We start from the raw sequence: 26,319 nt of genomic DNA, 5'->3' as shown, positions 1-26,319 counted from the left end.
GGTTCCGGCTCGACCGGGGATCCGCTGGTGCCGCCCGGTCGCACCCGCACGTCGTCTCAGCGCCGCGCGTGACTTCGGGGCGAGCTGGCGGCACCGTCCCGGTCCACCGTCATCCCGGGCGGCCAGGGTCCGGAGGGTGGACACTCGACGACCCGCACGGTGGCGGGACCAGCCGCTCGCGGCACGCTGCGCCCTGCTCCTGATCGCGGCGGGCATGACCGTGCTGCTCGGGTGGAACCTGGCCCGTGGCGGTGACTCCGGGTTCTACGAGGCGTCCGCCCGGTCGATGTCCGAGTCGTGGCCGGCGCTCTTCTCCGGCGCGTTCGACCCCTCGGCGACGGTGACCCTCGACAAGCTCAGCGGGTTCGCCGTTCCCCAGGCGCTCAGCATCCGGCTGTTCGGCGACTCCACCGCCGCACTCGCGCTCCCCCAGGTCGTCGAGGGTCTGGTCACGCTGTGGGCCTGCTCGCTCGTCGGACTCCGGTGGGCCGGGGTCGGGACGGGGCTCGTCGCCGCGGGTGCAGCGGCGACGACGCCGATCTTCGTGTCGATGTTCGCCCACCCGATGGAGGACGGCATGGTCACGGCGGCCCTGGCGGTCGCCCTGCTCTGCTGGCAGCGGGCGGCGATCACGGGCCGGTGGTGGCCGCTCGTCGCCGCCGGGCTCGCGGTCGGCGTCGGGTTCCAGGCGAAGATGCTGCAGTCGTGGTTCGTGCTGCCCGCACTGGTGCTCGGGACGCTCGTCGCCACGGCCGGCCGGGACGGCACCCGGCTCGGCACCGGCGCCCGGATCGGTCGCGCGGTGGTCCTCGGTGCGGTGTCGGTCGCGGCGTCGCTCGCGTGGGTGGTCGGGCTGGCCCTCACCCCGGCGGGCGCCCGGCCCTGGATCGACGGCTCGACCGACGACAGCCCGTTCGCGATGGTGTTCGGCTACAACGGCATCGACCGGTTCCTGCCGGGAGCGGTGCCCGGCTCCGTCAGCACGACCGAGGGTCCCGCCGCCCGGCCGGCACGCCTCGGCGGTCCGGGCGGTGTGACGAAGCTCATCGAGCCGCACCTGGCGTCGCAGGTCGCCTGGCTCCTCCCCGCAGCCCTGTTCGCGGTCACGCTCGCCGTCGTCCTGCTCCTCGTCCGCCGGACCGGCACACGGGTCGGCAGCGTCTTCGGTCGGGCGTTCGACACCCGTGCCGGTTCGGCCACGCTGCTCGTGGTCACCGTCTGGCTCGTGACCGCGGCCGTCGTGCTCTCGGTGGCGAAGGTGCCGCACACCGCGTACGTCGCTGCGGTCGGTGTGCAGCTCGCCGTCCTCGCAGCCCTGGGGTGGCGCGGCGCCGTCGGCCTGGTCCGGGCGCAGTCGGCGTGGCTCCGGGTGGTGCCGGTGCTCCTGGCGACCGCGCAGCTCGCCTGGTGGGCGTTCCTCGCCCGAGGTGCCGCGATGCCGGCGGTGCTCGCGACGCCGGCCCTCGTCGTCGGGGTCGCGGCCGTGCTCGCGACGGTGGTCGCGTTCCTGTGGCGACCACGCTGGGAGGGGACGCGCGGGCCGGGCCGGCACCGCGCCTCCCGGGCCGCGATCGCCCTCGCAGCCGGACTCGCACTCGTCGCCGGCCCCGCGGCCTTCTCGCTGCAGGCGCTCGACGCCGCACGTGACGGGAGCGGGAGCGACGCCTCGGTCGGCTCGTGGGTCCCGCGATGGCGGGTTCCGGACGGTCGGGCCGAGGCCTTCCGGGTCTCCCGGCCGGACTGGTGGAGCGGGTCCTCGGCGCCGTACCCGGTCGTGTTCCGGCACCTCGTCCGGACGGCGCGGCGCCTCGACGGGTACCGCGACAGCGTGCCGCTCTTCCTGACCGACACGTGGCGCATCTCGTCGCCGTTGATCGACGCGACGGGGCTGCCGGTGCTGACCGACGGCGGGTTCTCGGGGACGGTGCCGGTGTTCACGGCGCGGCAGGTGCGGCAGCGGATCGCCGGCGGACTCCGGGTGCTCGTGGTGCAGGCCGGGGCGCCACGGACCGATCCGGTGCTGCGGGCGGCGCTGGCGGGAGGATGTCGGGCGGTCGCCGACGTCGACCCGGGGGCGCGGGTGCCGGCGCACCCGTGGGCGGTGACGGGCATCGGGTGGACGGTGTGGCGGTGCGGGCTGCCGGGCCGGTCGGTGGACCGGCTGGGCGGGCCGGCGGCGCCGCGGTCCCGGCCGGGGGTGGCGCGCGCGGGGTCGCGGTGGGCGGGGTCGCGGTGGGCGGGGTCGGGGTCGGGGACGCGCTCGGCGGGGTCGCGGTCGGGGTCGAACCACGGATACGACATCGAACCGCGCCGATCACGTGGTTCGGTGTCGGAATCGTGGTTCGACACCCGACCCGCCGCCGCCGGCGCGGGCCGCGTCAGCCGGCGAGCAGCACCTCGCGCAACGACATCGGCCGGCGCCCCGTGACCCGCTCGACGTCGCCCGACACCCGCGCGAGCGCCCCCTCGGCGATCGCCGTGTAGGTACTCACCCACGCGTCCGCCTGCCACGGCTCCGGGTTCCACCGCGCGCGCGAGGCGTACGCCTCCTCGAGCGTCTCCGAGTGGTAGGTGACCTCGCGCCCACGCACCTCGGACACGGTGGCAGCCGCCTCGTGCAGGGTGATCGCCGCGGGCCCCGTCAGTTCGTACGTCCGATCGAGGTGCGCCGCCGGGTTCCGCAGGACCTCGGTCGCGACCCGGGCGACGTCGGCTCGCGCGACCGCTGCCATGGCCCCGTCGCCCGCCGGCCCCCGGATGACGCCGTCCTCGCCGACGAGGTCCTCGACGAAGTCCAGGTAGAAGGAGTCCCGGAGGAACGTGTGCGCCATCGAGGTCGCCCGGATCGCCTCCTCGGTCGCCCAGTGGTCGCGGCCGAGCGTGAAGGTCGCGTCCGCCGCCGCGCCCACGAACGACGTGTAGACCACGTGCCGGACGCCAGCGGTCGCGGCAGCGGAGACGAACGAGCGGTGTTGGGCGAGACGGTCCACCGCCTCGGCGCCGGAGACCATGAGCAGCAGGTCGACGCCTTCGAGCGCCGCGCGGCTCGCCTCGGCATCGCCGAACGACGCGACCGCGACCTCGGCTCCGGGGAGTTCCGGCGCCCGGGAGGCGTCCCGCACGATCATCCGGAACGGCACACCGCCGTCCGCCAGGGCGCGCGCCACGGCGCCGCCGATCTTGCCGGTCGCGCCGGTGAGTGCGATGGTCATGGTCGCTCCTGTCGTGGTCGTCGCTGGGGTCTCGTGGTCACGTCCGCACGGTCCTGGAGGCGCGGATCACCGTGGGAGCGACCCGCACCGCGTTCACACCGTCGACCTCGACCGCCCAGGTGCGGGCCGCCTCGTGGTCACGGCCGTGCCGCATGTGCCGGCCCACCAGACGATCGACGCGCACGGTGTCTTCCACGGCGCAGAACCACGTCTCGGTGAAGAGGTCGGCGAGCGCTGCCCAGGGACCGCTGTCGTCGAGCAGGTAATTCCCCTCGGACACCACGAGCCGGGTGCGCTGCGGGACGGCGATGCTGCCCGCGACGGGTTCGTCGACGCGCCGGTCGAAGTCGGGTGCCCACACCACGGCCTCGTCGCCTGCGACCAGCCGACGGACGAGCGCGACGTAGCCATCACCGTCGAAGGTGTCGATCGCGCCCTTGCGGTCGTGGCGGCCGAGGGCGTCCAGCGCCGTGTTCGCCAGGTGGAACCCGTCCATCGGGACCTGCACCGCGGCGCCGGCACCGAGCGCTGCGTCCACCCCCGCGACGATCCGGCGTGCCAGCGTCGACTTGCCGGCACCGGGAGCACCGGCGATGCCGAGCACGGCGCGCTGCCCGTCCGTGGCGAGCCGGATCGCGCGGTCGACCGCGTCGTCGACGGACATCTCGGGCGGGAGCACGGCTTCATCCTGGCAGAGCGCGCCGACACCGGTCCCGGGTGGTTCACTTGCCGCATGGTCGATGCGACGAAGGCGTTCAGCGGGTTCTCGGTGCGTGACGTGCCCGAGGCGAAGGCGTTCTACGAGGACGTCCTGGGGGTCGAGGTCACCGAGGACCACGGCATGCTCTTCCTGCAGCTCGGCGACGGACACGGTGTGCTCGTCTACCCCAAGGGTCCCGCGCACGAGCCGGCGTCCTTCACGGTGCTGAACTTCCCGGTGCCGTCGGTCGACGACGCCGTGGACGAACTCGCGGCGAAGGGTGTGCCCTTCCTGCGCTACGAGGGGATGACCGACGAGAAGGGCGTGAACCGCAAGGGCGGCCCGCTCATCGCGTGGTTCACCGACCCCTCGGGCAACGTGCTGAGCGTCCTCGAGCAGTAGCGGGAGTCGCGCGACATTCTGTATGCAGAAAGCTCGCGCGCTCGTGCGTGGCCGTCCTACGCTCGCTCTCCCGACGAAGGAGAGAGCCGTGGAGATCCGGATCGTCAATCGCGACGAACTGCGTGCTGAGCGCGCGGAGTTGTACCGCAAGTGGAACCTGGACGAACGCGAGTTCGCCCCCGTCGAGGCGTGGCGCGACCTCGACGAAGACGAGTACTGCGCTCGTGAGGCCCTCGCTGACATCTCGTTCGTGTTGGGCGACCGATGATCGCCGAGTTCGTCGACGCTGCGACGCTGCAGATCGATCGCGCTCAGGTACTGCTCGACGCGGTCCTGCCGGACCACGGCGCCGAGCTGAGCGTCATCCACGAGGTACCGAGCAACTCGATCATGCTCGGAACCGGCGATGAACGCGGTGCTGCCGCGATGCTCCACGCGGGGGGCGAGCACGTCGCCCGGCTCCGGATCTTCTTCAGGTACCGCTGGCACCCGCATCATGCCGTGCTGGCAGTGGAGGAGAGCCGGTTCACGCTCTTCCTCACGACCGACCGGCAGCCGCTCGTCCGCTTCGAGTTCCAGGACGCCCTGACCAACACGCCCCCGTCGCACTGGCACCTCCATGCCGAGCGCGGGTCCTTCAGCGCTCTCCTGTCGCGCACCGGCGACCGCGGGGCCGGGCGTCGCGACCCCGCACGGCTCTCGTCGCTGCACTTCCCGCTCGGCGACCCCCACTTCCGGCCGAGCCTCGCGGACGTCGTCGAGTTCGTGGTGACGGAGTGCGGCGTCGATGCTCGTCCGGGCTGGGAGCGCGCCGTGCACGAGTACCGGAAGCTCTGGCGGCGAGACGAAGCCGCCGCCACCGCCCGGCAGTTCTCGGCCGAGACGGCAGCTGCCCTCCGGGCGCTCGGGTGGCAGGTGCGCCCACCCGTGCCGAACCACGTGCCGGCGCCGTTCGTGAGTCTGCTCGCGAGCTGACGAACGGGCGGGTCAGCGGGGCAGGACGCCGGCCCAGCCGAGGGCGATCGGCACGACGAGCCCGTGTCGACGGTGCGGCAGGTCCGCGATCGGGATCCACGCGGCCTCGTCGGTCGAGCCGTCCTCCTCGGAACGCAGCGCCCCGCCGGTGATCGACGCCCGGAAGACCACCTGCACGGCCTTCATCGCCCGGCCGTTCGCGTGGATGCGGCGCTCGGCCGGCACGATGTGGTGCCGCACACCGAGCAGTTCCCCGACGGACGCCTCGTACCCGGTCTCCTCCCGGATCTCGCGGACGACGGCCTGCTCGACGCTCTCGTCGAACTCGACCCCGCCGCCGGGGAGCGTCCACGTCCCCGCCTCGGGGATCCGGAGCTTGGCGAGGAGCACCCGGTCACCGTCGGTGATCACGCCGTAGGCGGCGAGCCGCGTGTCGTAGTCCGTGTACTCCATCAGCCGACCATGCCAGGTGCGTGCGCCGACGTCGGCGAGCCGCGCCGCGCCTCCAGGACCGACGCGCCGGGACCGGACTACCGTGACCGGCACCGACGCTCTCCCGGACGGTGACGATGACGACCTCGACCCCGACGCCCCTCGGCGCGATCACCTGCCTGCCCGCGAACGAGGCGGCCTGGACGGACCTCGAACTGGTCTTCGGCGAGCGCGGCGATCCGGCGCACTGCTGGTGTCGGTGGTTCAAGGCCTCGGCAGCGGAGTTCCGGGCGATGCCGAACGACGAACGCCGCGAGCGCTTCCACCGGGAGACCGGCTGTGACGGCCCCGCGGCACGCACGACGACCGGAGTGGTCGCTTACCGCGACGGCGAGCCGGTGGGGTGGGTGGCGGTCGAACCCCGGCCCGGGCTGGTGCGGCTGCGCGGCGCGAAGGTGCCGTGGAGCGGGCGTGACGAGGACCCCGACGACCCCGCGGTCTGGGTGGTCTCGTGCTTCGTCGTCCGGCGGGGCTTCCGCCGGCAGGGCGTCAGCCGCGCGCTGCTCGGCGGGGCGGTGGACCACGCGCGTCGATCGGGTGCGACGGCGGTCGAGGGGTACCCGACCGAACCGGCTCCGGGTGCGACGGACGGCGGCGGCGCGATGTTCGTCGGGCCGCGGTCGGTGTTCGAGGCGGCGGGCTTCACCGAGGTGTCGCACCCGACGCCGCGTCGCTGGGTCTACCGGAAGGACTGCTGACGACCAGGCCCGTGACCGCTCAGACGGTCGCGGCGGCAGACGCCCAGCCGACCCGCATCCGTGCGACCGCGCGGTCGAACCCGGCGAGGGGATCGGCGTCGTCGCGCAGGAGCGACTGCAGCTGCAGCCCCTCGTAGAGGGCGACGAGCTGCTCGGCGGCGTGCCGGGGCGAGGTGCCGCGCGGCTCCCGTCCGGCGACGACGTCCCGCACGAGGGCGAGCGTCACGTCCTCGAACGAGCGGGTGTACTGCCCGCGGAACCAGCCGGCCGCGGGGTGGTCGGGGCTCGAGGCGGCACTGAGCAACGCGACCCGGAGTCGGACCAGTGCGGGGTCGTCCCGGCCGACCTCGAGTCGCGCGCGGAGGTACGCGACCGCGCCCGAGCGCTCGGCGACGACCCACAGCGCACGACGGCTGCCGTTGTTCCACCGGTCCATGACGGCGACGACGAGGAGCTCCCACAGCGGGTAGACGCGTCGGACCTCGGCTTCGGGGACCTCGGCGTGGGCGGCGACCTCGGCGGGACCGACGGTGTGGAAGTCCGACGCGCGGTACGCCTCGATGGCGCCCGTGACGATGCGGGCGCGCAGGTCGGCGTCGGACTCGGGCATGCCGTCGATTCTCCGGGGGACCCGGCGGCCCCGCGAGTCGCCAGTTCAGGGGTGGTACGAGGCACACCGCGCCAGCCCAGCCAGAGGGGCAGGTACCCGGCGCCCCGTCAGCCCCGGTCGAACGTCAGCGTCTCGTCGTCCGCCGCGGTGACCCGACCGGTCCGCGCGAACTCCGCCCAGATCGCCCGGAAGGCCCGCCCGCGCCGCTCGACCTCGGGCCAGTCCCGCTGCGGCACGAAGCGCGAGCCGGCCCAGGCCTCGCGACCGCCGAGCAGCAGCGGCAGGTCGCTCATGTGCACGGCCCCGGTCGGCTGCACGGCCACGCCGCGGTGCAGCCGGTACGAGGTCGCCCGACCACCGGCGGCCCGGTGCCGCGCGGCGAACCGACGGACGTCCCGCCCGTAGATGACCTCGGACAGCGGGCGCACGAGCAGCCAGCGCAGCAGCGGTCGCACGGCTCGCACCCGGGCGAGTGATCGCAGCCCGGGGATCAGCGGCACGTACATCGCGGTCTCGTCCGCACCGGAGCCGATCAGGACGTCGACGTCCGGAGCCGCGTCGCGCCAGGCCTGCCCGGTGTCACGCTCGGCCGGGAGCGGCGCGAACCCGTACTGGGTGCCGTAGGGCATGCCTCCGGCCAACCCGAAGGGTGCGGCGGCCCGGCTGCCGAGGGCCTGGCGATCGAGCACCTCGTCGAGCGGGGTGTCCGGGAGCACGGCTCCGACGGCCCGGACCATCGCCCGGTTCATCCGCGCCCGACCCCGCGACAGCCCGAGCGGTGCACTCTGGACGATCACCCGCCGGAAGAGGCCGGCTGCTCCGTCGCTGATCATGAGGTGGGCCGCGGCGTCGCCCCCGGCGGACTGACCAGCCACGGTGACGAGGTCCGGGTCACCACCGAAGGCCGCGATGTTCGCCTGCACCCACCGCAGCGCCTCGACGAGGTCGAGCAGCCCGAGGTTCGCCGGGACGGTCTCCCCGTCGCCGAGGAACCCGAGCACACCGAGCCGGAACGTCACCGAGACGAACACGACCCGCTGCTCCGTGACGAGGTCGCGCGCGTCGTAGATCGGCAGGTCACCACCGCCGATGACATAGGAGCCGCCGTGGATCCAGACGATGACGGGCAGCCGCTCGCCCGACCGGGCGTCTGCGGGCATCGTGATCGACAGCCGCTGGCAGTGCTCGTCGACGACGAGGCCCTCCACCGGGTGGAGCAGCTGGTCGACGAAGGTCGCCTGCGGCTGCGGCGCCACGGGCGACGGGGTGGTCGCCGGGAACGGCTCGGCGAACGCGGGGACCGGCTCCGGGACGGCGAAGCGCTCGGCACGGGCGTAGGGGATGCCGAGGGCCCGGACGACACTCCCGTCCGCGACGCCGGTGATGCGTCCGGCAGGTGGGTCCCAGGTCAGCGAGGCGGCGTCGAGCATCCGTCCACGCTAGCCAGCGTGACCAGTGCACGGCCTGGAGGGACGGTGCGGGCCCGCACCGCGCCTCCCGTCCCGCAGTCCCTCCGTCACTCGCGGCGCACGACGGGCCGCAACGAGCCGGACGCGGCGAACGCCGCGACGAACAGCACCGCCACCAGCCAGAGCGCGCTCAGCGCGCCGACGTGCTCCGCGATCGCACCGATGACGGGCGGCCCCGCGAAGTTCGCGAAGTACCCGATCGAGGCGACCACGCTGACACGGGCCGCCGGGTTCGGGCCGCTCTGCGCCGCCGCCGACATCCCGAGCGGGAAGCCCATCGAGACACCGACCGCCCAGAGCACGACGCCCACGAGGGTGAGCCACCAGCTCCCGCCGACGATGAAGAGCACGGCGCCGACGATGCCGAGCGCGGTCGTCCACCGCACGGTCCGCACTCGACCGAGCCGGTCCACGACGGGTCCGGCGAAGACGCGGGTGGCCGCCTCGGAGACGGCGAACACCGTGAAGAACAGCGCACCGACGGCCGCGGTCTGCCCGTGCCCGTCGGTGGTGGCGAGGGCGAGCCAGTTGTTCGCCGAGCCCTCACCGAGTTCGACGCCGAGCATGACCACCCCGATGAGGAGCAGTCGGACGTCCGCCCACCCTCGTGCCCACTGCCGGAGTCGCTGCCGGGGTGTGAGCGTCGTGTCGTGTTCCTCGGCACGGGTGCCGTCCGGGATGCCCCGCATCGCGAGCACACCGACCACGAGGATGACGACGGCCTCACCGAGGAGCTGCGCCGACGGGGTGATGCCGAGCCACGCGCAGAGGGCGGCGATCCCGGCGCCGAGGGCCGCGCCTCCCGACCAGGCCGCGTGCATCAGCGGGAGCAGCGTGCGACCGGCGAGCGCCTCGATCGCCGTGCCCTCGACGTTCGCCATCACGTCCAGCGAGCCGATGCCCGCGCCGGCGACCACGAACCCGACCGCTGCCAGCGGGACGGAGTGGAGCGCGGCTGCCGTCCCGATGACGGCGATCGCGACCGGGACCAGCACGACCACCGCGGTGAGCGCCCGGCGCCCGCCGACTCGGCGCAGCAGCGGGGCCGCGCTGAGCAGGCCGCCGATGGACCCGATCGTGACCCCGCCGAGCATGAGCCCGATGGTCCCGACGTCCACACCGAGCTCGAGCCGGAGCTCGGGCAGCCGCGGACCCCACGCAGCGAGGCTCACCCCACCGATCGCGAAGGCGATGACGATGGCGTTCCGCCACCCGGCGAGCTGTCTGCGGTCCTCGTCGACCCCGAGCTGGTGCATCCGGCTATCGAACCCGCTTGATGGGGATCACCACAAGGGCGCCGAGGAGTGCGACGACACCCGCGGCCCAGCACATGAGGACGTAGTTGTCGGCGTGCGAGCTGCCGATGGACAGGAAGAAGAGCGAGATCGCCGGCGCGAGTGACTGGGGCAGCGCGTTCGCGATGTTGATGACGCCGAGGTCCTTGCCGGGACGGTCGGCGTTCGGGAGCACGTCGACGACGAGTGCGGTGTCGATCGCGGAGTAGATCCCGTAGGCGAAGCCCATGATGACCTCGGCGACGTAGAAGCCGTTCACGGTCTCGGCGTGCGCGAGGACGACGAGGCCCACCGCGAAGAGGGCCGTCGAGCCGCCGACGAACACCTTGCGGCGACCCAGCTTGTCGGACGCCCACCCCGAGAGCGCCGCGCTGACCAGGAGCGCGATCGTGTAGAGCAGCACGCCGAACGCGACGGCCTCGGTGGCCTGCTTCGCGTCCTCGATGCCGATGTGCTCCTGCATGTAGAGCAGCCGGTACGTCGTGAACATGAACGTCGCGAGGATGATCAGGAAGCGCGACCACCACGCGAACGCGAAGTCCGGGTTCTTGATCGGGTTCGTCCAGAACGAGGAGATGAGGTTGAGGAACGTGAACTTCTTGAGCGTGTACGTCGGCAGCTCGTCCCGGGCGACGACCGCGTAGACGGCGACCAGGATGATCGCCAGGATGCCGGGCGCGATGAACAGCACGGGCAGGTTCGCGACGAAGAACACCGACAGGTAGGTGCCGGCGAGCACGGCGAGGTTCTGCGCGAGCGCGATGATGCTCGACGACCGGCCGCGCTGGAGCTGCGGGACGTTGTCGGCGAAGCTCGCCAGCAGGGTGGCGAGGGTCGCGTTGGCGGCGAGCTGGGCGAGCAGCCACGCGAGCGTCAGGTTGAGCACGTCAGGTGCGTAGGCGATCCAGGCGAGTGCGACCGCGAAGACGACGACACCGCTCATGAGCCACGGACGACGCCGGCCCCAGCGGGTGCGGGTGCGGTCGGACAGCGCGCCGGCCAGGGGGTTCATGATGAGCGCGCCGAACGCACCGATCGGCAGGACGGAGCCGATGACGTTCGCGGCGTCGTCCCCGACCAGGGCCTGCGCCTTGAGCTGCATGCTCACGTAGACCGGTGCCATGAGCGCGACGAAGAGGCCGAACTGTCCGAGGAACAGCGCGATCTGGTAGCCGATGCCCACCCGCATCGTGCTGACCGGTTGCGTGATGCCCTCATCGGGGTTCAGCAGTGCCGGGCTGCCGGGTTCGGGTGTGCTCATGACGCCTCCTTGAGTCGATGCTTTGCCGTCCAAAACCATCTTTCGCACGGTTTTGACTGGCTGAGCATACATCGACAGGTGTCGTTCATGCAGCGGCGTGCGTCACGGAGCGCAGCAAAAACTACACACCGGGTGGTTTTTGGGGTAGCGTCGTCATCGATCTCGCCGTGGAGCATCGCTCCTCGACGGACTGCGACACCCGGTGCTGCGACACCCGGTGCCGCGACACCCAGTCAGGACCGAAGGAGCCTCACGCAATGCCCACCACCTCTGTGCAGCTGTACTCGCTGCGCGACGCCATCGCGGAAGACCTCGACAAGGCGATCGCCCGTGTCGCCGAGATCGGGTACGAGAACGTCGAGCCCTACGCGTTCGTCGAGCGTGCCGCGGACCTCGAGCGTGCCTTCGCCGCCACCGGCCTCAAGGCCCCGTCCGGCCACGTCGCCGTGATCGACGCCGAGGACACCGCCCCGATCTGGGACGCGGCCGAGCGCCTCGGCATCCAGACCGTCATCGACCCGTTCATCCCGACCGACCGCTGGCAGACCGCCGACGACGTCGCGAAGATCGCCGAGCGCGTCAACGTCCTCACCGCCGAGGCAGCCTCGCGCGGCCTCAAGTTCGGCTACCACAACCACCAGTGGGAGTTCACGAACAAGGTCGACGGCCGCACGGTCTACGACCACTTCGTCTCGCAGATCAGCCCGGAGACGGTGCTCGAGCTCGACACCTTCTGGGCGACCGTCGGTGGCGCCGACGCCCCCGCCGTCCTGAAGTCGCTCGGCGACCGCGTCGTCGCGATCCACGTCAAGGACGGCAAGGTCGACGGCGACATCCTCACCGCGCTGCCGTCGTCCGAGAGCGCACTCGTCGTTCCGGAGGCGCTGCAGCGTGCCTTCGAGAACCAGACCCCCGCCGGTCAGGGCGACGTCGACGTCCCGGCCATCCTCGCCGCGGCGCCGCAGGCCATCCGCGTCGTCGAGTTCGACGCGTACTCCGGCGACGTCTTCGAGGGCATCACCGAGTCCCTCGCCTGGCTGAAGGACAACGACAAGTGACCCGTGTCGGGATCGGCATCATCGGTGCCGGCAACATCTCCACGCAGTACCTGGAGAACCTGACCAAGTTCGCCGACGTCGAGGTCCGGTTCGTCGCCGACGTGCTGCTCGACCGCGCAGCGGCCCAGGCAGCGGAGTACGGGGTCGGCGCGTCCGGCTCGGTCGAGGAGCTCCTCGCCCGCGACGACATCAGCATCGTGATCAACCTGACGATCCCGGCGGCCCACGCCGAGGTCGACCAGCAGATCATCGACGCCGGCAAGCACGTGTGGAGCGAGAAGCCGATCGCGACCGACCACGAGTCGGCCGCCGCGGTGCTCGCCTCCGCTGCGTCGAAGGGACTCCGGGTCGCGACCGCTCCGGACACCGTGCTCGGCGCGGGCATCCAGACGGCGCTCCGTGCCATCGCCCGCGGTGACATCGGCGAGCCGCTGACCGCGACGACGCTGTTCCACGTGCCCGGACCCGAGGCGTGGCACCCGAACCCGGACTTCCTGTTCGCCGAGGGCGCCGGTCCCCTGTTCGACATGGGCCCGTACTACGTGACGACCCTCGTGCACGCGTTCGGCACCGCCAGCCGCGTGCAGGCCGTGTCCTCGAAGTCGCTCGACCGTCGCACGATCGCGTCCGGCCCCCGCGCCGGCGAGACGTTCCCGGTCGAGGTCCCCACGCACCACGCCGCCCTGATCGAGTTCGCCGGCGGGCAGTCCGCCCAGTCGACGTTCTCGTTCCAGCACGCGCTGCCGCGCATGGGCTTCGTCGAGATCAACGGCACGCTCGGCACGATCTCGCTGCCGGACCCGAACACGTTCGAGGGCTCGTCGCAGCTCTGGCGCTATGGCCAGGAGGAGCCCGAGACCCTCGAGGCGATCGGCTCCACCTGGGGCCGTGGCACCGGGGTCGTCGAGCTCGCGCGCGCCATCGCCGAGGACCGTCCCGAGCGCGCCTCGGGTGCGGTCGCGCTGCACGTCCTCGACGTGCTGCTCGGCATCCGCGACGCGGCGGCGTCGGGTTCCGCGGTCGACATCACGTCGACGGTGGACCGTGTCCCGCCGCTGCCGGAGGACTTCGATCCGTCGGCTGCGGTGCTCACCGCGTAGGTCCTGCGCTCCGCAGGACGGCCGGCTCCGACAGGGGCCGGCCGTTCTGCGTACGGGGGAGCCAGGAGGCGCGGTACGGCTCCGGTGCGTCGGCTACGGCCTGCGGTCGCGAGCCGCTCGCGGAACGCTACGCAAGGCCAGGTCCGCTCGTCGCCATCCCTGTGAGTACAGCGGCGGCGGCGAGCAAGAACCCGATGACCATCACAACCATCGGCCACTTCCGCGGCGGGAACTCGCGCCCAGGACGGAAGTTGATACCGCAGTAGACGACGCCTGCTGCGAACGGCACTGCGCCCACGACGAACATCGCGATCAGCAGGATCTTCATGCCACAGCCCGATCTGTGTCGCAACAGATGTTCATCTGCGGCGGCCTCGGAAGATCGCGAGAGCCCCACCTACCGCAACCAGCGCTACCACGATGACGATCCAGACACCGAAGGGCATCCCTCCACCCGGGTTCATCCGTCGACCCTACCGGATCACGAGGTCGTCGAGCCGAGCGCGAGTGTCGGTGATCCGGACACCGCTCCTCGTGGCGGACCCGGCTGGTGTCGCCGGTACCCGTGATCTCCGCTGCAGCGTTCCCGATGCCGTCAATGACCCGCATGCTTTATAGCCGCCGTCTGTCCGCATCCTGACTTGATCGTCGCCACACCGTTACCGAAGCGACCCCAAAGGAAACTGCCGCCAGAGCCATCACGAGAAAGGTTGGGACGTCAGAACTCTCAACTGAAATCAGGAGCCCAATCAGAATTGCAATTGCTATGGCGGCCAGTACAGCACTGAATGCACGCAGGGCGATTTTCTTGGTCATGCGTACTTCACTCCACCGTAAAGCGCGCCTCCGATACCGGGTACCAATGCACTCACCAACCCGGTCTTGATCCCTGTAAAGAAGGCGGATTGCGTGTCTTCGCCGTTTACGTAGGCAGTCTGCGCAGAGCCAATTCCAGACCCGAGGACGCCCCCGACATAAGCTCCCGCGGCACAACCAATTGGGCCCAGAGTGCAGCCAACTGCCCCAACAAAGAGTGTCGTAAGCCCTCCCAAGATTGCTCCCTGCGTGTCAGCGCTGAATCGGCCAGCCGGATCGGCCCCGTTGATGGGGTCATCGCCGGCGTATGCGTATCGGTTGGCGTTGGTGAGACTGAGGGGTGCGTCGAGGGTGTCGCGTTGGAGCCAGCCGCCGGTGAGGTTGGACTGCCACCGGTACCCGAACTTCGTCAGCCCGTTATCGGAGCTGGACGAGCGGAGCCCGGCCTTGAACCCGTACGGGTTCTGCAGCCACTGCGCGCTCGTGCCGCCCTGAACCGTTTCCGCGCCGTACGGGTCATACGAAACGGTGTACGCGGTATCGCCGGTGTCGGCGATCGCTGCTGCGGGGTTTCCGATCCCATCGATGACCCACATGCTCGTGACACCGTCGGTGGTTTGCAGGTCCATCGGCTGCCCGGTGGTCGGGTCGCTGATCACGGACGCCGTCCCGGTGCCGGCGATGGTGCGGCTGGTGATCACGGGGACGCCGTGCTGGTCGGTGGTGCCATACGTGTAGTCGTACTCCGCTCCGCCGTCTGTGGACTGCTTGAGGAGCTTGTTCATGTCGGCGCCGGCGTACTCGTACCGGGTGGTGACGCCGTTCTTCGTCGACGTGGTCAGCTGCTGCGCGGCGTTGTACGTGAACGTCTCACCCGGAGCTGGGGTGAGGTTCCCGACCCCGTCGTACGCGTACCCGGCCGAGGTGATCTGCCCGACCGCGTTGTACGTCAGTGTCTGCGAGCTCGTGCTGTCACCAGTCTGCGTCGCGGTGAGCCGGTTCCCCGCCGCGTCGTACGTGTACGTCCACGTGACATTCGTTGCGCCGCCGGCCTGCGCTGCCTTGGTGAGGCGGCTGTTCGAGTCGTACGTGTACGACGTCGTCTTCTGCCCGGCGCCGGGCGCCTCAAGCAGCTTGCTCCGGCTGTGCTCGCCCGCCGTCCAGAGCGACCTCCCTCCTCTGTCCGCCTCGACAGAGTCGCAACGCGGGCAGCCAACCCCATCGAAACGGAAGCAGGGACACGATGTCCCTCAAGCATCAGTCCACGACGGGCACGAAGAAAGTAACGGGGGTCGATGCTAACCCTGCCGAGGTGGTTGATGGTGAAGAATAACAGCAGTCACGATTAGCCCGATCACGATCATCTCGAACAGGAAAAACCAGTTCTTGAATTCGGGGCTAGAAATAACGCCACTATCGCACCAATGCCCACAATGGTAGCGCTCGCGAGCAAGAAAGTCGAGGCCCTCACGGGACAAAGCTGCCTACGACACTGTCGAAAACGGAGGACGCGGGGCCGAACCTATGCGGGGCGACTTGACGCGCCACGCTTCCAGTCGTCAAACGTTGAGATTATCTCTCGCTTCATCCGACCGTCCGGGGTTCTGTCGTCTGGGGTGGAGTAGCCTAGCGCGAGCGCTATTATCGCCTTTTTCCGACGACCCGCCTGAAGGTAGATTAGTTTTGCGCCATCCTCAATGCCGACGGCATTGCGATAGTTTACCCGCTTCTGAGAAAAGAAGCCTGTGATGATCATCTCTGTCGGGAAGAAGGTCACTTTGAGTGACAATATTCGCCACCAAAGAGCAGCAGATACGCCTACGAGCAACATCGCTCGGATGTCGAAGAAGCTCACGACGGCAGCGAACAGTAATAAGGAACCGAAAATTATCGAAATGGCAATTCGCACTTTCAGCGAGAAGCCAATTTTTACCGGATTCACTTGTTTTTTCGACTAGATGCCGCTGCGTACACGATCGCTGCAACGATAATAGGGACCATGACCCATGGTAGCCATGGCAACACTGATGCGCCCATCGATTACTCTTCCCTTTGTTAGCTAACTGCGGCGCTTTGCGCCATCTCAATCCCGCCGTAAATACCTGAGGCTACGGTGCTCGCTGTCCTCCCGACGTTGAGCACAGCCGGGCTTGCGACAACACCGAACCCCAGCGATGCCGTACCGAGGACGGCTGCCCCAGCTACCTCGCTTGCCGACCCACCGTTCTCCGCAATTGACCAGGTATTCGCGACCGAACTCAAGCCGCCGAGGATGAGACCAGCCGGACCCCCGACCCCGGTGGCGGTTGCCGCAAGACCGCCAATCGCGAGTGCCGTACTTGCGATGCCCAGCGCGTTCCCGAACGTGCTTCGACCGGTTGGGTCGCTGCTGTTGATAGGGTCGTCGCCGGCATACGCGTAGCGGTTGGCGTTGGTGGGGCTGAGGGGTGCGTCGAGGGTGTCGCGCTGGATCCATCCGCCGGTCGCGGTGGTCTGCCACCGGTACCCGAACTTCGTAAGCCCGTTGTCGGTGCTGGACGAGCGGAGCCCGGCCTTGAACCCGTACGGGTTCTGCTGCCACTGAGCGCTCGAGCCGCCGTTGACGGTCTCCGCCCCGTAAGGGCCGTAGGAAACCGTGTAAGCAGTGTTGCCGGTGTCGGCGATCGCTGCCGCCGGGTTCCCGATGCCGTCGATGACCCACATGCTCGTGACACCATCGGTGGTTTGCAGGTCCATCGGCTGCCCTGTCGTCGGGTCGCTGATCACCGACGCCGTGCCTGTGCCGGCGACGGTGCGGGATGTGATGCCCTTGCCATATGTGTAGTCGTACTCCGCTCCCCCGTCCGTGGACTGCTTGAGGAGCTTGGTCATGTCGGCACCGGCGTACTCGTACCGGGTCGTGACACCGTTCTTCGTCGACGCGGTCAGCTGCTGCGCGTCGTTGTACGTGAACGTCTCCTCCGGTGCTGCAGTGAGGTTCCCGACCCCGTCGTACGCGTACCCGGTCGAGGTGATCTGCCCGACCGCGTTGTACGTCAACGTCTGCGAGCTCGTGGTGTCACCGGTCTGCTTCGCGGTGAGCCGGTTCCCCGCCGCGTCGTACGTGTACGCCAACGTCGTGTTCGTCGCACCGCCAGCCTGCGCTGCCTTGGTGAGGCGGCTGTTCGAGTCGTACGTGTACGACGTCGTCTGCCCGGTGGTGTTGTCCTTGGCCCACTGGATCTTGTCGGTGTCGTTCGCGCTCTTCACCGCGGAGCAATCGCCACCGACGGCGATGCCGGTGATGTAGCAGTACGAATCGTCGACGACGGCCGTCGCCTTGTCGCTGCCCTGCCACGCCTGGACGCGGGTGATCTTGTTCGACGCACCGTAGGTGATGTGCTGGTGGGCCTGCCACGACGTCGGATCCTTGGTCGGGTCCGCATTGGCGGTCGCGTTCAACCACACGTCGGTGCGGCGGCCGTGGTCGTCGTTGGTGTACAGCTGCTTCGCCGCGCCGCCGTCGCCGGTCGGGTACGTCGTCGCGGTGAGCACGTTCGCGGCGTCGTAGTCGTGCGTGACGGTGCCGTGCTGATCGGTCACCGCGTGCGTGTTTCCGGCGAGGTCGTAGGCGTACTCGATGGTTCCGCCGCCGGCGGTGTTGACCGTGGAGATGAGCCGGTTTCGCAGGTCGAACGTGTTCGTGATCGTGCCGGTCGCGGACTGCTGGGTGAGCTGGTTGCCGTTGCCGTCGTACGTGTTCGTCACCGTCAGACCACCATCACACCGTACCGTTTCCTCCCTTCGAGGAACGAGTCGCCGTCCTCCAGAAGTAGACACTAAGTACGGCGAACGCGGCAAAAACCAGTCCATATACGACACGGAGGGGGACTGCGTGCGCTACAAAAACCAGAACGAGAGCAACGACAGCGCCTAACATCAGCGCCAAGGAAAGAATCTTCATTTTAGGCTTCAATCAATAGTCATCGTAACCGGAATAGCATGCAGTGACCGTGCCGTAGACCGTTCCGGCATAACCGGCAAGAGCCACTCCGACGAGCCATCCGGGTCCTGGGACGATGACGGAGGCGATGGCCCCCACGGTTGCAAGTAGCAATAGACCTGTATTAACGGCGCAGAAGCCTTGTCCGCGCCCCGTCGGGTCGCTTCCGTTGATTGGGTCGCACCCAACGAATGCGTATCGGTTAGCATTTGTGGGGTCGAGGGGTGCGTCGAGGGTATCTCGCTCAATCCACTGGCCCGTCCCAGCGGACTGCCACCGGTACCCGAACTTCGTCAGTCCCGCGTCGCTGCTGCCGGAGCGGAGACCGGTCTTGTACCCGTAGGGGTTCTGCTGCCACGGCAGGCTGGTCCTTCCCTTGGTGACGGTCTCGACGCCATAGGCGTCGTAGGTGACTTGGTACGCGATCTTGCCGGTGTCGGCGATCGACGTGGTCGGGTTCCCGATGCCGTCAAGGACGTAGAGGCTGGTGACGTTGTCGCTGGTGCGGAGATCCAGCGGCTGCCCGGTCACCGGGTCGGACAGGACCGACGCGGTGCCGGTGCCGGTGCCGACCTGCTCGCGGGTGGCGATCACTGGGACGCCGTTCTGGTCGGTGGTGCCATACGTGTAGTCGTACTCCGCGCTTCCGTCCGTGGACTGCGTGAGCAGCTTGTTCATGTCGCCGCCGGCGTACTCGTAGCTCGTTGTCGTCCCGTTCTTCGTGGACGAGGTCAGCTGCTGCGCCCCGTTGTACGTGTACGTCTCCCCCGGCGCCGCGGTGAGGTTGCCGGTCCCGTCGTATGTGTACCCATCCGTGGTGATCTGCGCGGCGGCGTTGTAGGTCAGCTTCTGGTCACTGATCACGGCACTGGTGGTCGCGTTGGTGGCCTTGGCCTCCGTGCGGTTACCAGCGGCGTCGTACGTGTATGTCCAGTTCGTCGGGTTGGTACCGCCGGTCTGCGTGATCCCGGTGAGGTGCTTGCTGGGGGTGCCGTCGCTGTTCTTGTACGCGTAGGTGGTCACCTGCCCGGTGATGTTGTCCTTCGCCCACTGCAGCTTCGTTCGGTCGTTCGCCGACGACACGGTGCACGTCGGGGCAGTCGTGGTGGCCATGTAGCAGTAGTCGGTGTCGAAGACGAGCTGCGGGTCCTCGTTCGAAGCCCACGCCTGCACCCTGGTGACCTTGCCGGACTTGTCGTAGGACAGCTTCTGGTGCGCGCTCCACGAGGACGGCGCCACACCAGGCATTGCCGACGTGTCGGCGCCGAGCCACGTGTCGGTGCGGCGGCCCTGCGGGTCGGTGAGGTAGATCTGCTTCGCCGTGCCCGAGCTCGTCGGGTACGTCGTCGCGGTGAGCACCTCGGATGCGTCGAACGTGTGGGAGACAGTGCCCGTGGAGTCCGTCACCTGCGCCGTGTTCCCGGCGAGGTCGTACCCGTACGACACGGTCCCGCCCCCGGCGGTGTTTGCCGTGGACACCAGCCGGTTGCGCTGGTCGTAGGTGTTGGTGATCGTGCCAGTGGCGGAGGTCTGGCTGGTCTGGTTGCCGTTGTCGTCGTAGACGTTGGTCACCGTCGCGGTACCGTCACTGAACGCAGTAGACGTGTTCCGATCGTCAGCGTCATATCCGTACGTAGTCGTGTTCCCACGGCCGTCGGTCTCGGTCGCAACGCGGCCGAACGCGTCGTACGTGTAGGTCTTCACGCCAAGGCTCGTGCCAGTGGGCGGGGTGATCTTCGACAGCTGCTTGTTGCCGTCGTAGGAGTACGTGGTCGAGTTCGATCCGTTTCCCGGCGCCGTCGCACTCTTCACCGAGCCGTCGTCGTTGTACGCCACCTTCGCCTGAACGCTCGAGTCCGATCCAGACTGCGAGGACGTCTGGTTCCCGACACCGTCATACCCCATAGTGATGCTGTTGCCGGAGCTGTCAGTGACCTTGGACGGCAGGTACGCCGTCGCAGACCCGGACCCGTACTCCATCGAGCTCGATGAGCCGGACCCGGTGGTGGACTTCGTCAGCGACTGGCTCTGGTTCTTGCCGTACTCATTCGACGTCGTTCCCGTCCCACTGTCGCCGGCCGCACCGATCGTCGACTTCGCGACACCGTTGTTCGCAGCGTTGTACATCTTGGATCGTTCACGTCCAGCCGCGTCCACCGTCTTCAAGACGAGGTCGTTCGCATCCAGCGTGTACGTGGTGTGGTCCGCAGTCGCCACCGGCTGGCCCTGGTCGGAGCGGGGGTCGGCGACCTGCGTGGTGTCCCCGTCCGTGTACGCGAACCGGGTCACCGCGGTCCCGGGAGATCCGGCGGTGGTGTTCGCCTGCGACACCTTCGTGACCCGCTTGGTGGAGTCGTACGTAAACGACGTCACCCCGCCGGTCGGAGCGGTGATCGAGGTGAGGTCCCCGCCCGAGTACCCGAACGTCGTCCTCGCACCGGTCGCGTCCGTGTACGTGGTGATGTCACCGCTGCTGTTCTTCGCCCACGACACGCGGCGGCTGCTGGACCCGGCGGTCTGCGTGAACGTGGTCGTGCCGTTCGCGTAGGACACCTTCGCCGTCTTCGCACCCGTCGTGCCCGCCGTGGAGACCAGGGTGCCGAGGGAGAACCCGTCGGCAGCCTTGTTGAAGCTGACCTGGTTGCCGTTGCGGTCGTTCACGCTCGTGGGCTGGCCGCCGAGGGTGAAGTGGATGACCTGGTTCGTCGTCCACGACGTCAACGTGTACTCCCGCGTCGTCGCGTTCGCGACCCGCGCCAATGTCATCTGCAGGCCTGGCGGGGACGTGAACGCACCAGCGGTCCCGGTGGGCTTGAACTGCCACGCCGTCCCGACCGCGTCCGTGTAGACCACACCCGCGGCGTTCGCCGACAGGTCCCCGGCACCAGCGAGGGCGTACTGCCACCGGTTCGCTTCCATCGTGTTGCTGTTCGCCGTCGTCGTCGACCGCGAGTTGTACGCAGCACCGATCGTCGTGCTCTGCGTCACACCCGGCAGGGTCAGCGCACTCGTGGTGACGAGCAGGTTTCCGGTGCCGACGTCGACGCTCGCGTTGGTCTGGTCCGAGATCGGGAACGGCAACGTCGTCGCGGACGTCCGCTGCCCGGTGACGTTCGTCGACACGGGTCCGCCCGGCAGCCAGTTGTAGGTGCCCTGCAGGTCGAGGACGAAGTCCGTGGTCCCCGAGGAGACGTTCTGGATCCGCACCTTCCCGTTCGACCCCACGGGCAGGATCGCCGTCGTCGTCCGGATCGACGACGTCGGCGCGTACCCGATGACCGCCCCGGTGGGCTCGGAGGAACCGTCCGCCCATGCCTTCGCGTACCCGCCGGTCGTGCCCGAGTGGATCGCCGTGACCGTCACCGCGACCGCCGACAGGCCACCCTCGACCGTCCCGATGCCAGCGACCCCCGAGACCTGCACCGCGACCGACGCATTCGCCCCGACGCTCGAGGACGTGCGGGTGTCGACGATGCGGCCCGTTCCCGGAGTGAACCCGCCACCCGGATTGCTGGGGACGAAGTACCCCTGCACGTCGACCTGGATCTGCACCGTGCCACCGTCGGGAGCGTTGTCGATCGTGACCTTCCCATCGGAGCCGACGGCGACCTGCGCGCTCATCGCCGTGGTCAGCTTCGTCGACGGGTAGTTCAACGACCCCGTGCTCTTCGGCCCATCGGACGGCGACGGACGCACCCACCCGGCCCCACCGCCGGTGTTCTGCACCACGACACTGACCGCGACCGCGGCCGCGTTCGTCGGAACGCCACCCTTGCCGGTGACCTGGAACGTGATGCTGTCCCCACCCGACAGGGCACCCTGCCGCACGTTCGTGCCGTCCGCCGTGTTCGCGATCCGGGTCCCGGACAGCGGAACGAACCCGCCAGCGCCGACACCGTTCGCCGTGGACGTGTAGTAGCCGGTCACGTCCAGGATCACCCGCGACTGCGCAGTCGTCGTGTCGATCCGGATGGATCCGTCGTCCCCGACCGCGAGCAACGACGTGTTCGACGTGTTCCCCGCCACTCCGCTGCCGTAGATCATCAGCAGCGTCGGCCCGTCGCTCGACTCCGCTCGACCCTTCAGCTGCCTGGTGCCGTTCGCGTCCGCGACCGTCGCCAGCACACTGATCGCGCCGACACCGTCAGCGGGGATCCCCTTCACCCCGGCTACCGGCACCGTCGTCGACGACCCGGCAGGCGTGGCGCCGTCGAAGATCCTGGCGTTGGTCGGCAACGGCACGAACTGCCCACCCGTACCCGTCGCGACCGCCTGCGCCGGAGCAGGTGGCGAAACCACCGCCAACAACGACCCCAGCAGCGCCACCAGCGTGACGACGGCCAGCACGACCCAACGAGAACGAACAGACAACGGCGACGTCGCGAACACGCGCAGAACCCCTCAACAGGTCACCACCAGCGAATCCGCCCCCATGACGGCACTGTGCAACCACACAGAACGCTACGGAGCATCCCTCACCACTGCTCCCCACTACAGGGGGTAGAAAGTTCCGCGCCCGAACCGATACGGCTCCGGTCCTACCGGATCACGAGGTCGTCGAGCCGAGCGCGAGTGTCGGTGATCCGGACACCGCTCCTCGTGGCGGACCCGTTGAAGCTGTCCGCGCTGGAGTACACGGCGGGACCGTCGACGTAGACCTTGATCTTCGCGCCGTCGGCCCTGACCCGCACGGTCGACCCCGGCTTGACCTCGCGGCTCAGTGCCTTACCGATCTGGATGAACCGCCCGTTGACCCGCTTGTAGACCTTCGCGTTGCCCTTGCCCGACCCGTGGACGTCGAGCACGAAGTAGTCCTTGGCGCTGCTCAGTCGCCACACGGGCCCCGCACCCTTCGAGGAGATCGCCGTCATGGTGAGGCTGATGTCGACCGCAGCCTTCTTCGTGTCGACGGTGGCCGCGGATTCACGAACGGCCCCGCTGCTGGCTCGGTAGGCACGGCCAGCAGAGATGCCGTACTTCACTCCGCCGACCGTGGAGTAGGACCGGCCGTGCAGGTCCTTGCCGAGTCCGGTGATCATGTCGGGCCGGTTGAACGAGTCGTAGCGAACCGCCGGTGCCGGCGTCAGGACGTTCTGCCCCTCACGGAGCCGCACCCCGCTCAGTGCTGAGGTGATCGTCTCCGTGATGTGCGCCTGCCCGACGTCGTTCGGGTGCTGCCCGTCGGGCCCGATCATCGTCGCCTTGTTCCATCCGGTGAAGGCATCGGCGATGATGACCGATCCGTCCTTCGGGTACGCCGCGACGACGCTGCGGAGGTAGCGGTTGTACCGGACGACGTCCGCGTCGGTCGGGGGTGACGGGTACCACGCGTAGCCCTTCGTCGTCGACGGGGTGTCGAGCACGATGACGATCGTGGGTGGGAACGGCCCGGTTCCCCGCACCCAGTCGATGAAGCCCCGGACGTTCGCCTTGAACGTGGCCTCGGGCACGTGGCGGCCGACGTCGTTCTGGTTCCCGAGGTACGAGACGACCCCGTAGTCGCCGCGGTTCCACGTCGAGCGCGCGCGGTCGAGGATCTGCGCCGTCGAGGCCCCGCTGATGGTCTCGTTCGACCAGAGCGTCGGATCCGCGCCGAGGCTCGTCCGGACCATGGACGGGTACATCCGGCTCGGCACCGAATCGGAACCGAGTTGGACCTGTCCGAACGAGTGACCGTACGCGGCGTACCGCACACCACGCAGCGCGTCGTTGCCGGGCGACGGAGCGGCCTGCACACCGCTCGGTAGGAGGGCACCGATGACCGCGAGGACGGCAGTGGCCGCCGTGATCACGGCAGAGCGGTGGCCACGGGTCGTGCGCATGTTCGTCCCCCTCCGGACGCCCCATGCGCCGCGACAGATACAGGCACATCGATCGCACCCCCGCCTACGCTAGGGCAGAAACAAGCTCACCTTCTGCTCCCCGTTCGCGTGACACGCAGAGGAACGGGGCAACGCATCGCCGAGAGATGACGACCGGACCGGACCGTTCGGTCGGGCGAGCGCTACCGGTCGCGAGCTGCGAGCCACTCATCGAACGTCGGGCCGACCACCTCGACGTCGTCCGCGGGCAGGAGCGCCCCGTCCCGGAACGCCCGGCCCGTCCGGCCCGGGATCGGCATCGGGACGGGCACCAGGCCGGGGTGCGGCAGCGCCGTCGTCATCGCCCACAGGGACGTCGTCTCGGGTCCGGCGACCTCCACGACCGGCGCGGTCCGCCGGCCCGTCGCGACCTCGGCGACCACCGTCGCCACCGCTGCGAGCGACACCGGAGCGATGGTCATCCGCGGCACGAACGCGATCGGCCCGACGCGCAACCGCTCGAGGTTCTGCGCGGCGAACTCGAACCACTGGGCCGAACGGACGATCGTGGCGCCCCGGCCCGCCGCTCCCGCTGCCTGCTCCTGTGCGGTCTTGCCGGCGAAGTACCCGTAGCCCTGCACCTCGGACCTGGTGCAGTTGACGATGGACAGCAGCACGTGTCGCGCCCCGGACCGTTCGGCCGCCGCACCGACCACCGCCGTCGAGCGCGTGAAGAAGTCCGTCGCACGCCGCCGACTCGTCGTGAACCGTCCGGTCGCCTCGACGATGACCTGCGGCCGGACCGACGCCAGCCGATCGACCGCGTCGTCCGCGAGTACGTCGAACCCCGATGACCGGGACAACCTCGTGACCGAGCAGCCGTGTGCCTCCAGCGCTGCCTCGATCGCGACTCCGGAGATCCCGCCTCCGACCACTGCAACCCGCATCGTGCCCCCTTCGGCTCTACATCCGTAGAGAACACTACGATGGTAGAGGCGAGAGGGGAAGAGCATGGGGCGACGCGAGGACCTGGCGGACGCGGGAGTACGGCTCACCGCTCGCGGTGGGGTCCGAGCCCTGACGCACCGGGCAGTCGACACCGAGGCCGGCGTGCCTGCCGGATCGACCTCGTACTACGCGTCGACGCGGCGCGAACTGACCGCGCTCGTCGTCGCGCGCATCACGGAGCAGCTGTCGACGGAGCTGGGCGCGTTGCGTCTCCCCGAGCCACTCGACGACGCGACGGTCGTCGAGGTCGCCGCCACGTTCCTCCAGGGCCTCGCAGAGCGAGCGGAGGCGCAAGCCGCTCGCCTGGCCCTCCTCCTGGAGCTCCGGGACGACGAAGCGCTCCGCGCACCCCTGACCGGCGCCGACCCGGTGCGCGCCGCGCTGCTCGCCACGGCGGAGGACCTGCTCGACCGCATCGGCGTCGACCACCCCCGGCGATCCGCGGTCGACCTCGTCGGACTCGTCGATGCACTGCTGCTCTACCGCGTCGCGGGGGTCGCGCCCGTGGACGACCGATCGGTGCTCGGCGCGTACGTCGCAGGGCTGCCGCGCAACTGAACGCGCCCTCACCCACGCCCAGCGACCCCGGGTGATCGATCGTTCCGTCCCCTGCCAGGATGAGCGCCGTGGGGAGACGTCGGCTCGTGCTCGGAGGGTGGTCGCCGCCGTGCTCGTGGCGGCCGGCACGGTGACCGTGGTGTCGGTGACGCACGCGCAGACCGTGGCGGTGCGGCTCCCGCCCGCGAGCGGGTCCTCCGAACAGGTCCTCCGCGTCTACCTCCGGGCCGCGAAGGCACACGACTGTGCTGTCACCGAGGCCCTCACCGACGACAGCGGCGGTCAGGACGCGGCCTGGTGCGGCGGACGCACCCCGTCCTCGTGGTTCGACGACCACCCCGACCTGCTCGGCTACCGGCACATCGGGGCGGTCTCGCGACTGAGCGCGAAGGAGACGGGCCGATCCGCGGAGGAGTGCATCCCGGTCGACGTCACCGAGACGAACATGACGGGCGCCGAACCAGGCGTGCTCCCCGGGTGGCAGTTCTGCTTCCGCCACACGCCGGCCGGCTGGCGCCTGACCGACGAGGGCTACGGCTGACCCGACGCCGTCGCCGGTTCCCGAGAGCCTCAGTCGGGGCGGACCGGTCCCGCCGCGAGATCGCCCACCACGGTCGTCCACGGTCGCGCGGTCCACGACGTCACGAGTCCCCCGGTCACGTACGGGTCCGTCGCCGCGAACGCCCGCGCACGCCCGAGCGCGTCGTCGCCGACGAAGACGATCAGCGCGGTGAACGGTCCGCTTCCCTCGCCGACCGCACCGCCGAGGAGCAGCTCGCCGCGCTCCGCCGCAGCCCAGGCCGCCCGGAGGTGCTGCTGGCGGAACGCGTCTCGGCGCTCGAGGTAGTCGTCGACGTAGGTGTACTCGAGTACGGCGTGCAT

The 26,319-nt window shown here is 69.5% G+C and carries 24 protein-coding genes; 9 read left to right on the top strand and 15 right to left on the bottom strand.

The window, feature by feature from the left end; genetic code table 11:
- Positions 1 to 136 precede the first annotated feature (136 nt).
- Positions 137 to 2,428 (top strand): ArnT family glycosyltransferase, encoded by a 2,292-nt coding sequence (locus WFH25_RS03365; protein ID WP_336696813.1) that lies wholly within the window; start codon positions 137 to 139, stop codon positions 2,426 to 2,428.
- On the opposite strand, the gene WFH25_RS03360 is transcribed toward WFH25_RS03365, so the two are convergent.
- Both WFH25_RS03360 and WFH25_RS03355 read right to left on the bottom strand, forming a co-directional pair.
- Entirely contained in the window at positions 2,379 to 3,212 is an 834-nt protein-coding gene (locus tag WFH25_RS03360) for an SDR family oxidoreductase (RefSeq protein WP_336696812.1), read from the bottom strand. The two genes, WFH25_RS03365 and WFH25_RS03360, sit on opposite strands and share 50 nt — an antisense overlap.
- A gap of 37 nt (positions 3,213 to 3,249) precedes the next feature.
- On the bottom strand, positions 3,250 to 3,891 hold the full coding sequence (locus tag WFH25_RS03355; protein WP_336696811.1) for a nucleoside/nucleotide kinase family protein: 642 nt from the start codon (positions 3,889 to 3,891) through the stop codon (positions 3,250 to 3,252).
- Between the two features lie 54 nt (positions 3,892 to 3,945).
- Here WFH25_RS03355 and WFH25_RS03350 point away from each other — a divergent pair, with 54 nt between their 5' ends.
- The 3 genes from WFH25_RS03350 to WFH25_RS03340 all read left to right on the top strand — a co-directional run bounded on the left by WFH25_RS03350 (position 3,946) and on the right by WFH25_RS03340 (position 5,289).
- Entirely contained in the window at positions 3,946 to 4,314 is a 369-nt protein-coding gene (locus WFH25_RS03350) for a VOC family protein (RefSeq protein ID WP_336696810.1), read from the top strand.
- Positions 4,315 to 4,402: 88 nt separating this feature from the next.
- The gene (locus tag WFH25_RS03345) at positions 4,403 to 4,582 is read left to right on the top strand and encodes a hypothetical protein (protein ID WP_070417386.1); all 180 of its coding nucleotides are present in this window, start codon (positions 4,403 to 4,405) and stop codon (positions 4,580 to 4,582) included.
- Complete coding sequence (locus WFH25_RS03340) at positions 4,579 to 5,289, top strand: hypothetical protein (RefSeq protein WP_336696809.1); 711 nt, start codon at positions 4,579 to 4,581, stop codon at positions 5,287 to 5,289. Before WFH25_RS03345 ends, WFH25_RS03340 begins: the two co-directional genes overlap by 4 nt.
- Before the next feature lie 12 nt (positions 5,290 to 5,301).
- Here WFH25_RS03340 and WFH25_RS03335 read toward each other — a convergent pair whose 3' ends face one another.
- Positions 5,302 to 5,742: an NUDIX hydrolase gene (locus WFH25_RS03335; protein ID WP_070417388.1), complete on the bottom strand. Its 441-nt coding sequence runs from the start codon at positions 5,740 to 5,742 to the stop codon at positions 5,302 to 5,304.
- A gap of 116 nt (positions 5,743 to 5,858) precedes the next feature.
- Between WFH25_RS03335 and WFH25_RS03330 the strand changes: the two genes are divergently transcribed.
- Positions 5,859 to 6,479, top strand: coding sequence for a GNAT family N-acetyltransferase (locus WFH25_RS03330; protein ID WP_336696808.1), 621 nt, complete (start codon positions 5,859 to 5,861; stop codon positions 6,477 to 6,479).
- Positions 6,480 to 6,498: 19 nt separating this feature from the next.
- On the opposite strand, the gene WFH25_RS03325 is transcribed toward WFH25_RS03330, so the two are convergent.
- From WFH25_RS03325 to WFH25_RS03310, 4 genes are all read right to left on the bottom strand, one after another.
- Complete coding sequence (locus WFH25_RS03325; RefSeq protein WP_070417389.1) at positions 6,499 to 7,089, bottom strand: TetR/AcrR family transcriptional regulator; 591 nt, start codon at positions 7,087 to 7,089, stop codon at positions 6,499 to 6,501.
- Between the two features lie 107 nt (positions 7,090 to 7,196).
- Complete coding sequence (locus tag WFH25_RS03320) at positions 7,197 to 8,519, bottom strand: carboxylesterase family protein (RefSeq protein WP_336696807.1); 1,323 nt, start codon at positions 8,517 to 8,519, stop codon at positions 7,197 to 7,199.
- Positions 8,520 to 8,605: 86 nt separating this feature from the next.
- Positions 8,606 to 9,814, bottom strand: coding sequence for an MFS transporter (locus tag WFH25_RS03315; RefSeq protein WP_336696806.1), 1,209 nt, complete (start codon positions 9,812 to 9,814; stop codon positions 8,606 to 8,608).
- Between the two features lie 4 nt (positions 9,815 to 9,818).
- Positions 9,819 to 11,114, bottom strand: a complete 1,296-nt coding sequence (locus WFH25_RS03310) for an MFS transporter (protein WP_336696805.1) — start codon at positions 11,112 to 11,114, stop codon at positions 9,819 to 9,821.
- Between the two features lie 257 nt (positions 11,115 to 11,371).
- Between WFH25_RS03310 and WFH25_RS03305 the strand changes: the two genes are divergently transcribed.
- Both WFH25_RS03305 and WFH25_RS03300 read left to right on the top strand, forming a co-directional pair.
- Entirely contained in the window at positions 11,372 to 12,172 is an 801-nt protein-coding gene (locus WFH25_RS03305; protein ID WP_175473648.1) for a sugar phosphate isomerase/epimerase family protein, read from the top strand.
- Positions 12,169 to 13,272, top strand: coding sequence for a Gfo/Idh/MocA family protein (locus WFH25_RS03300; RefSeq protein WP_071302235.1), 1,104 nt, complete (start codon positions 12,169 to 12,171; stop codon positions 13,270 to 13,272). Before WFH25_RS03305 ends, WFH25_RS03300 begins: the two co-directional genes overlap by 4 nt.
- Positions 13,273 to 13,399: 127 nt before the next feature.
- On the opposite strand, the gene WFH25_RS03295 is transcribed toward WFH25_RS03300, so the two are convergent.
- From WFH25_RS03295 to WFH25_RS03265, 7 genes are all read right to left on the bottom strand, one after another.
- Positions 13,400 to 13,600, bottom strand: coding sequence for a hypothetical protein (locus WFH25_RS03295; protein WP_336696804.1), 201 nt, complete (start codon positions 13,598 to 13,600; stop codon positions 13,400 to 13,402).
- A gap of 484 nt (positions 13,601 to 14,084) precedes the next feature.
- Positions 14,085 to 14,873 (bottom strand): RHS repeat-associated core domain-containing protein, encoded by a 789-nt coding sequence (locus tag WFH25_RS03290; RefSeq protein WP_336696803.1) that lies wholly within the window; start codon positions 14,871 to 14,873, stop codon positions 14,085 to 14,087.
- A 737-nt stretch (positions 14,874 to 15,610) separates the two neighbouring features.
- Positions 15,611 to 15,943, bottom strand: a complete 333-nt coding sequence (locus WFH25_RS03285) for a hypothetical protein (RefSeq protein WP_261645816.1) — start codon at positions 15,941 to 15,943, stop codon at positions 15,611 to 15,613.
- 200 nt (positions 15,944 to 16,143) lie between these two features.
- Positions 16,144 to 17,835 (bottom strand): RHS repeat domain-containing protein, encoded by a 1,692-nt coding sequence (locus WFH25_RS03280; protein WP_336696802.1) that lies wholly within the window; start codon positions 17,833 to 17,835, stop codon positions 16,144 to 16,146.
- Between the two features lie 208 nt (positions 17,836 to 18,043).
- Positions 18,044 to 22,417 (bottom strand): RHS repeat-associated core domain-containing protein, encoded by a 4,374-nt coding sequence (locus WFH25_RS03275; protein ID WP_336696801.1) that lies wholly within the window; start codon positions 22,415 to 22,417, stop codon positions 18,044 to 18,046.
- A 191-nt stretch (positions 22,418 to 22,608) separates the two neighbouring features.
- Entirely contained in the window at positions 22,609 to 23,892 is a 1,284-nt protein-coding gene (locus WFH25_RS03270; RefSeq protein ID WP_336696800.1) for an SGNH/GDSL hydrolase family protein, read from the bottom strand.
- A 182-nt stretch (positions 23,893 to 24,074) separates the two neighbouring features.
- Positions 24,075 to 24,818 carry a hypothetical protein gene (locus tag WFH25_RS03265; RefSeq protein ID WP_336696799.1) on the bottom strand — a complete coding sequence of 248 codons (744 nt, stop codon included), beginning with the start codon at positions 24,816 to 24,818 and terminating at the stop codon, positions 24,075 to 24,077.
- Positions 24,819 to 24,882: 64 nt separating this feature from the next.
- On the opposite strand from WFH25_RS03265, the gene WFH25_RS03260 reads away from it, so the two are divergent.
- Together WFH25_RS03260 and WFH25_RS03255 are read left to right on the top strand one after the other, a co-directional pair.
- The gene (locus tag WFH25_RS03260; RefSeq protein WP_336696798.1) at positions 24,883 to 25,437 is read left to right on the top strand and encodes a TetR/AcrR family transcriptional regulator; all 555 of its coding nucleotides are present in this window, start codon (positions 24,883 to 24,885) and stop codon (positions 25,435 to 25,437) included.
- Between the two features lie 97 nt (positions 25,438 to 25,534).
- Positions 25,535 to 25,978 carry a hypothetical protein gene (locus WFH25_RS03255; RefSeq protein WP_336696797.1) on the top strand — a complete coding sequence of 148 codons (444 nt, stop codon included), beginning with the start codon at positions 25,535 to 25,537 and terminating at the stop codon, positions 25,976 to 25,978.
- 29 nt (positions 25,979 to 26,007) lie between these two features.
- Here the strand turns inward: WFH25_RS03255 and WFH25_RS03250 are convergent, their stop codons facing one another.
- Positions 26,008 to 26,319, bottom strand: a complete 312-nt coding sequence (locus WFH25_RS03250) for a YciI-like protein (RefSeq protein ID WP_336696796.1) — start codon at positions 26,317 to 26,319, stop codon at positions 26,008 to 26,010.

The organism is Curtobacterium sp. USHLN213, assembly GCF_037144815.1.
Lineage (GTDB): Bacteria > Actinomycetota > Actinomycetes > Actinomycetales > Microbacteriaceae > Curtobacterium.
Note: the sequence above shows the minus strand (reverse complement) of the source record. Positions and strands in the feature narration are given on the sequence as shown.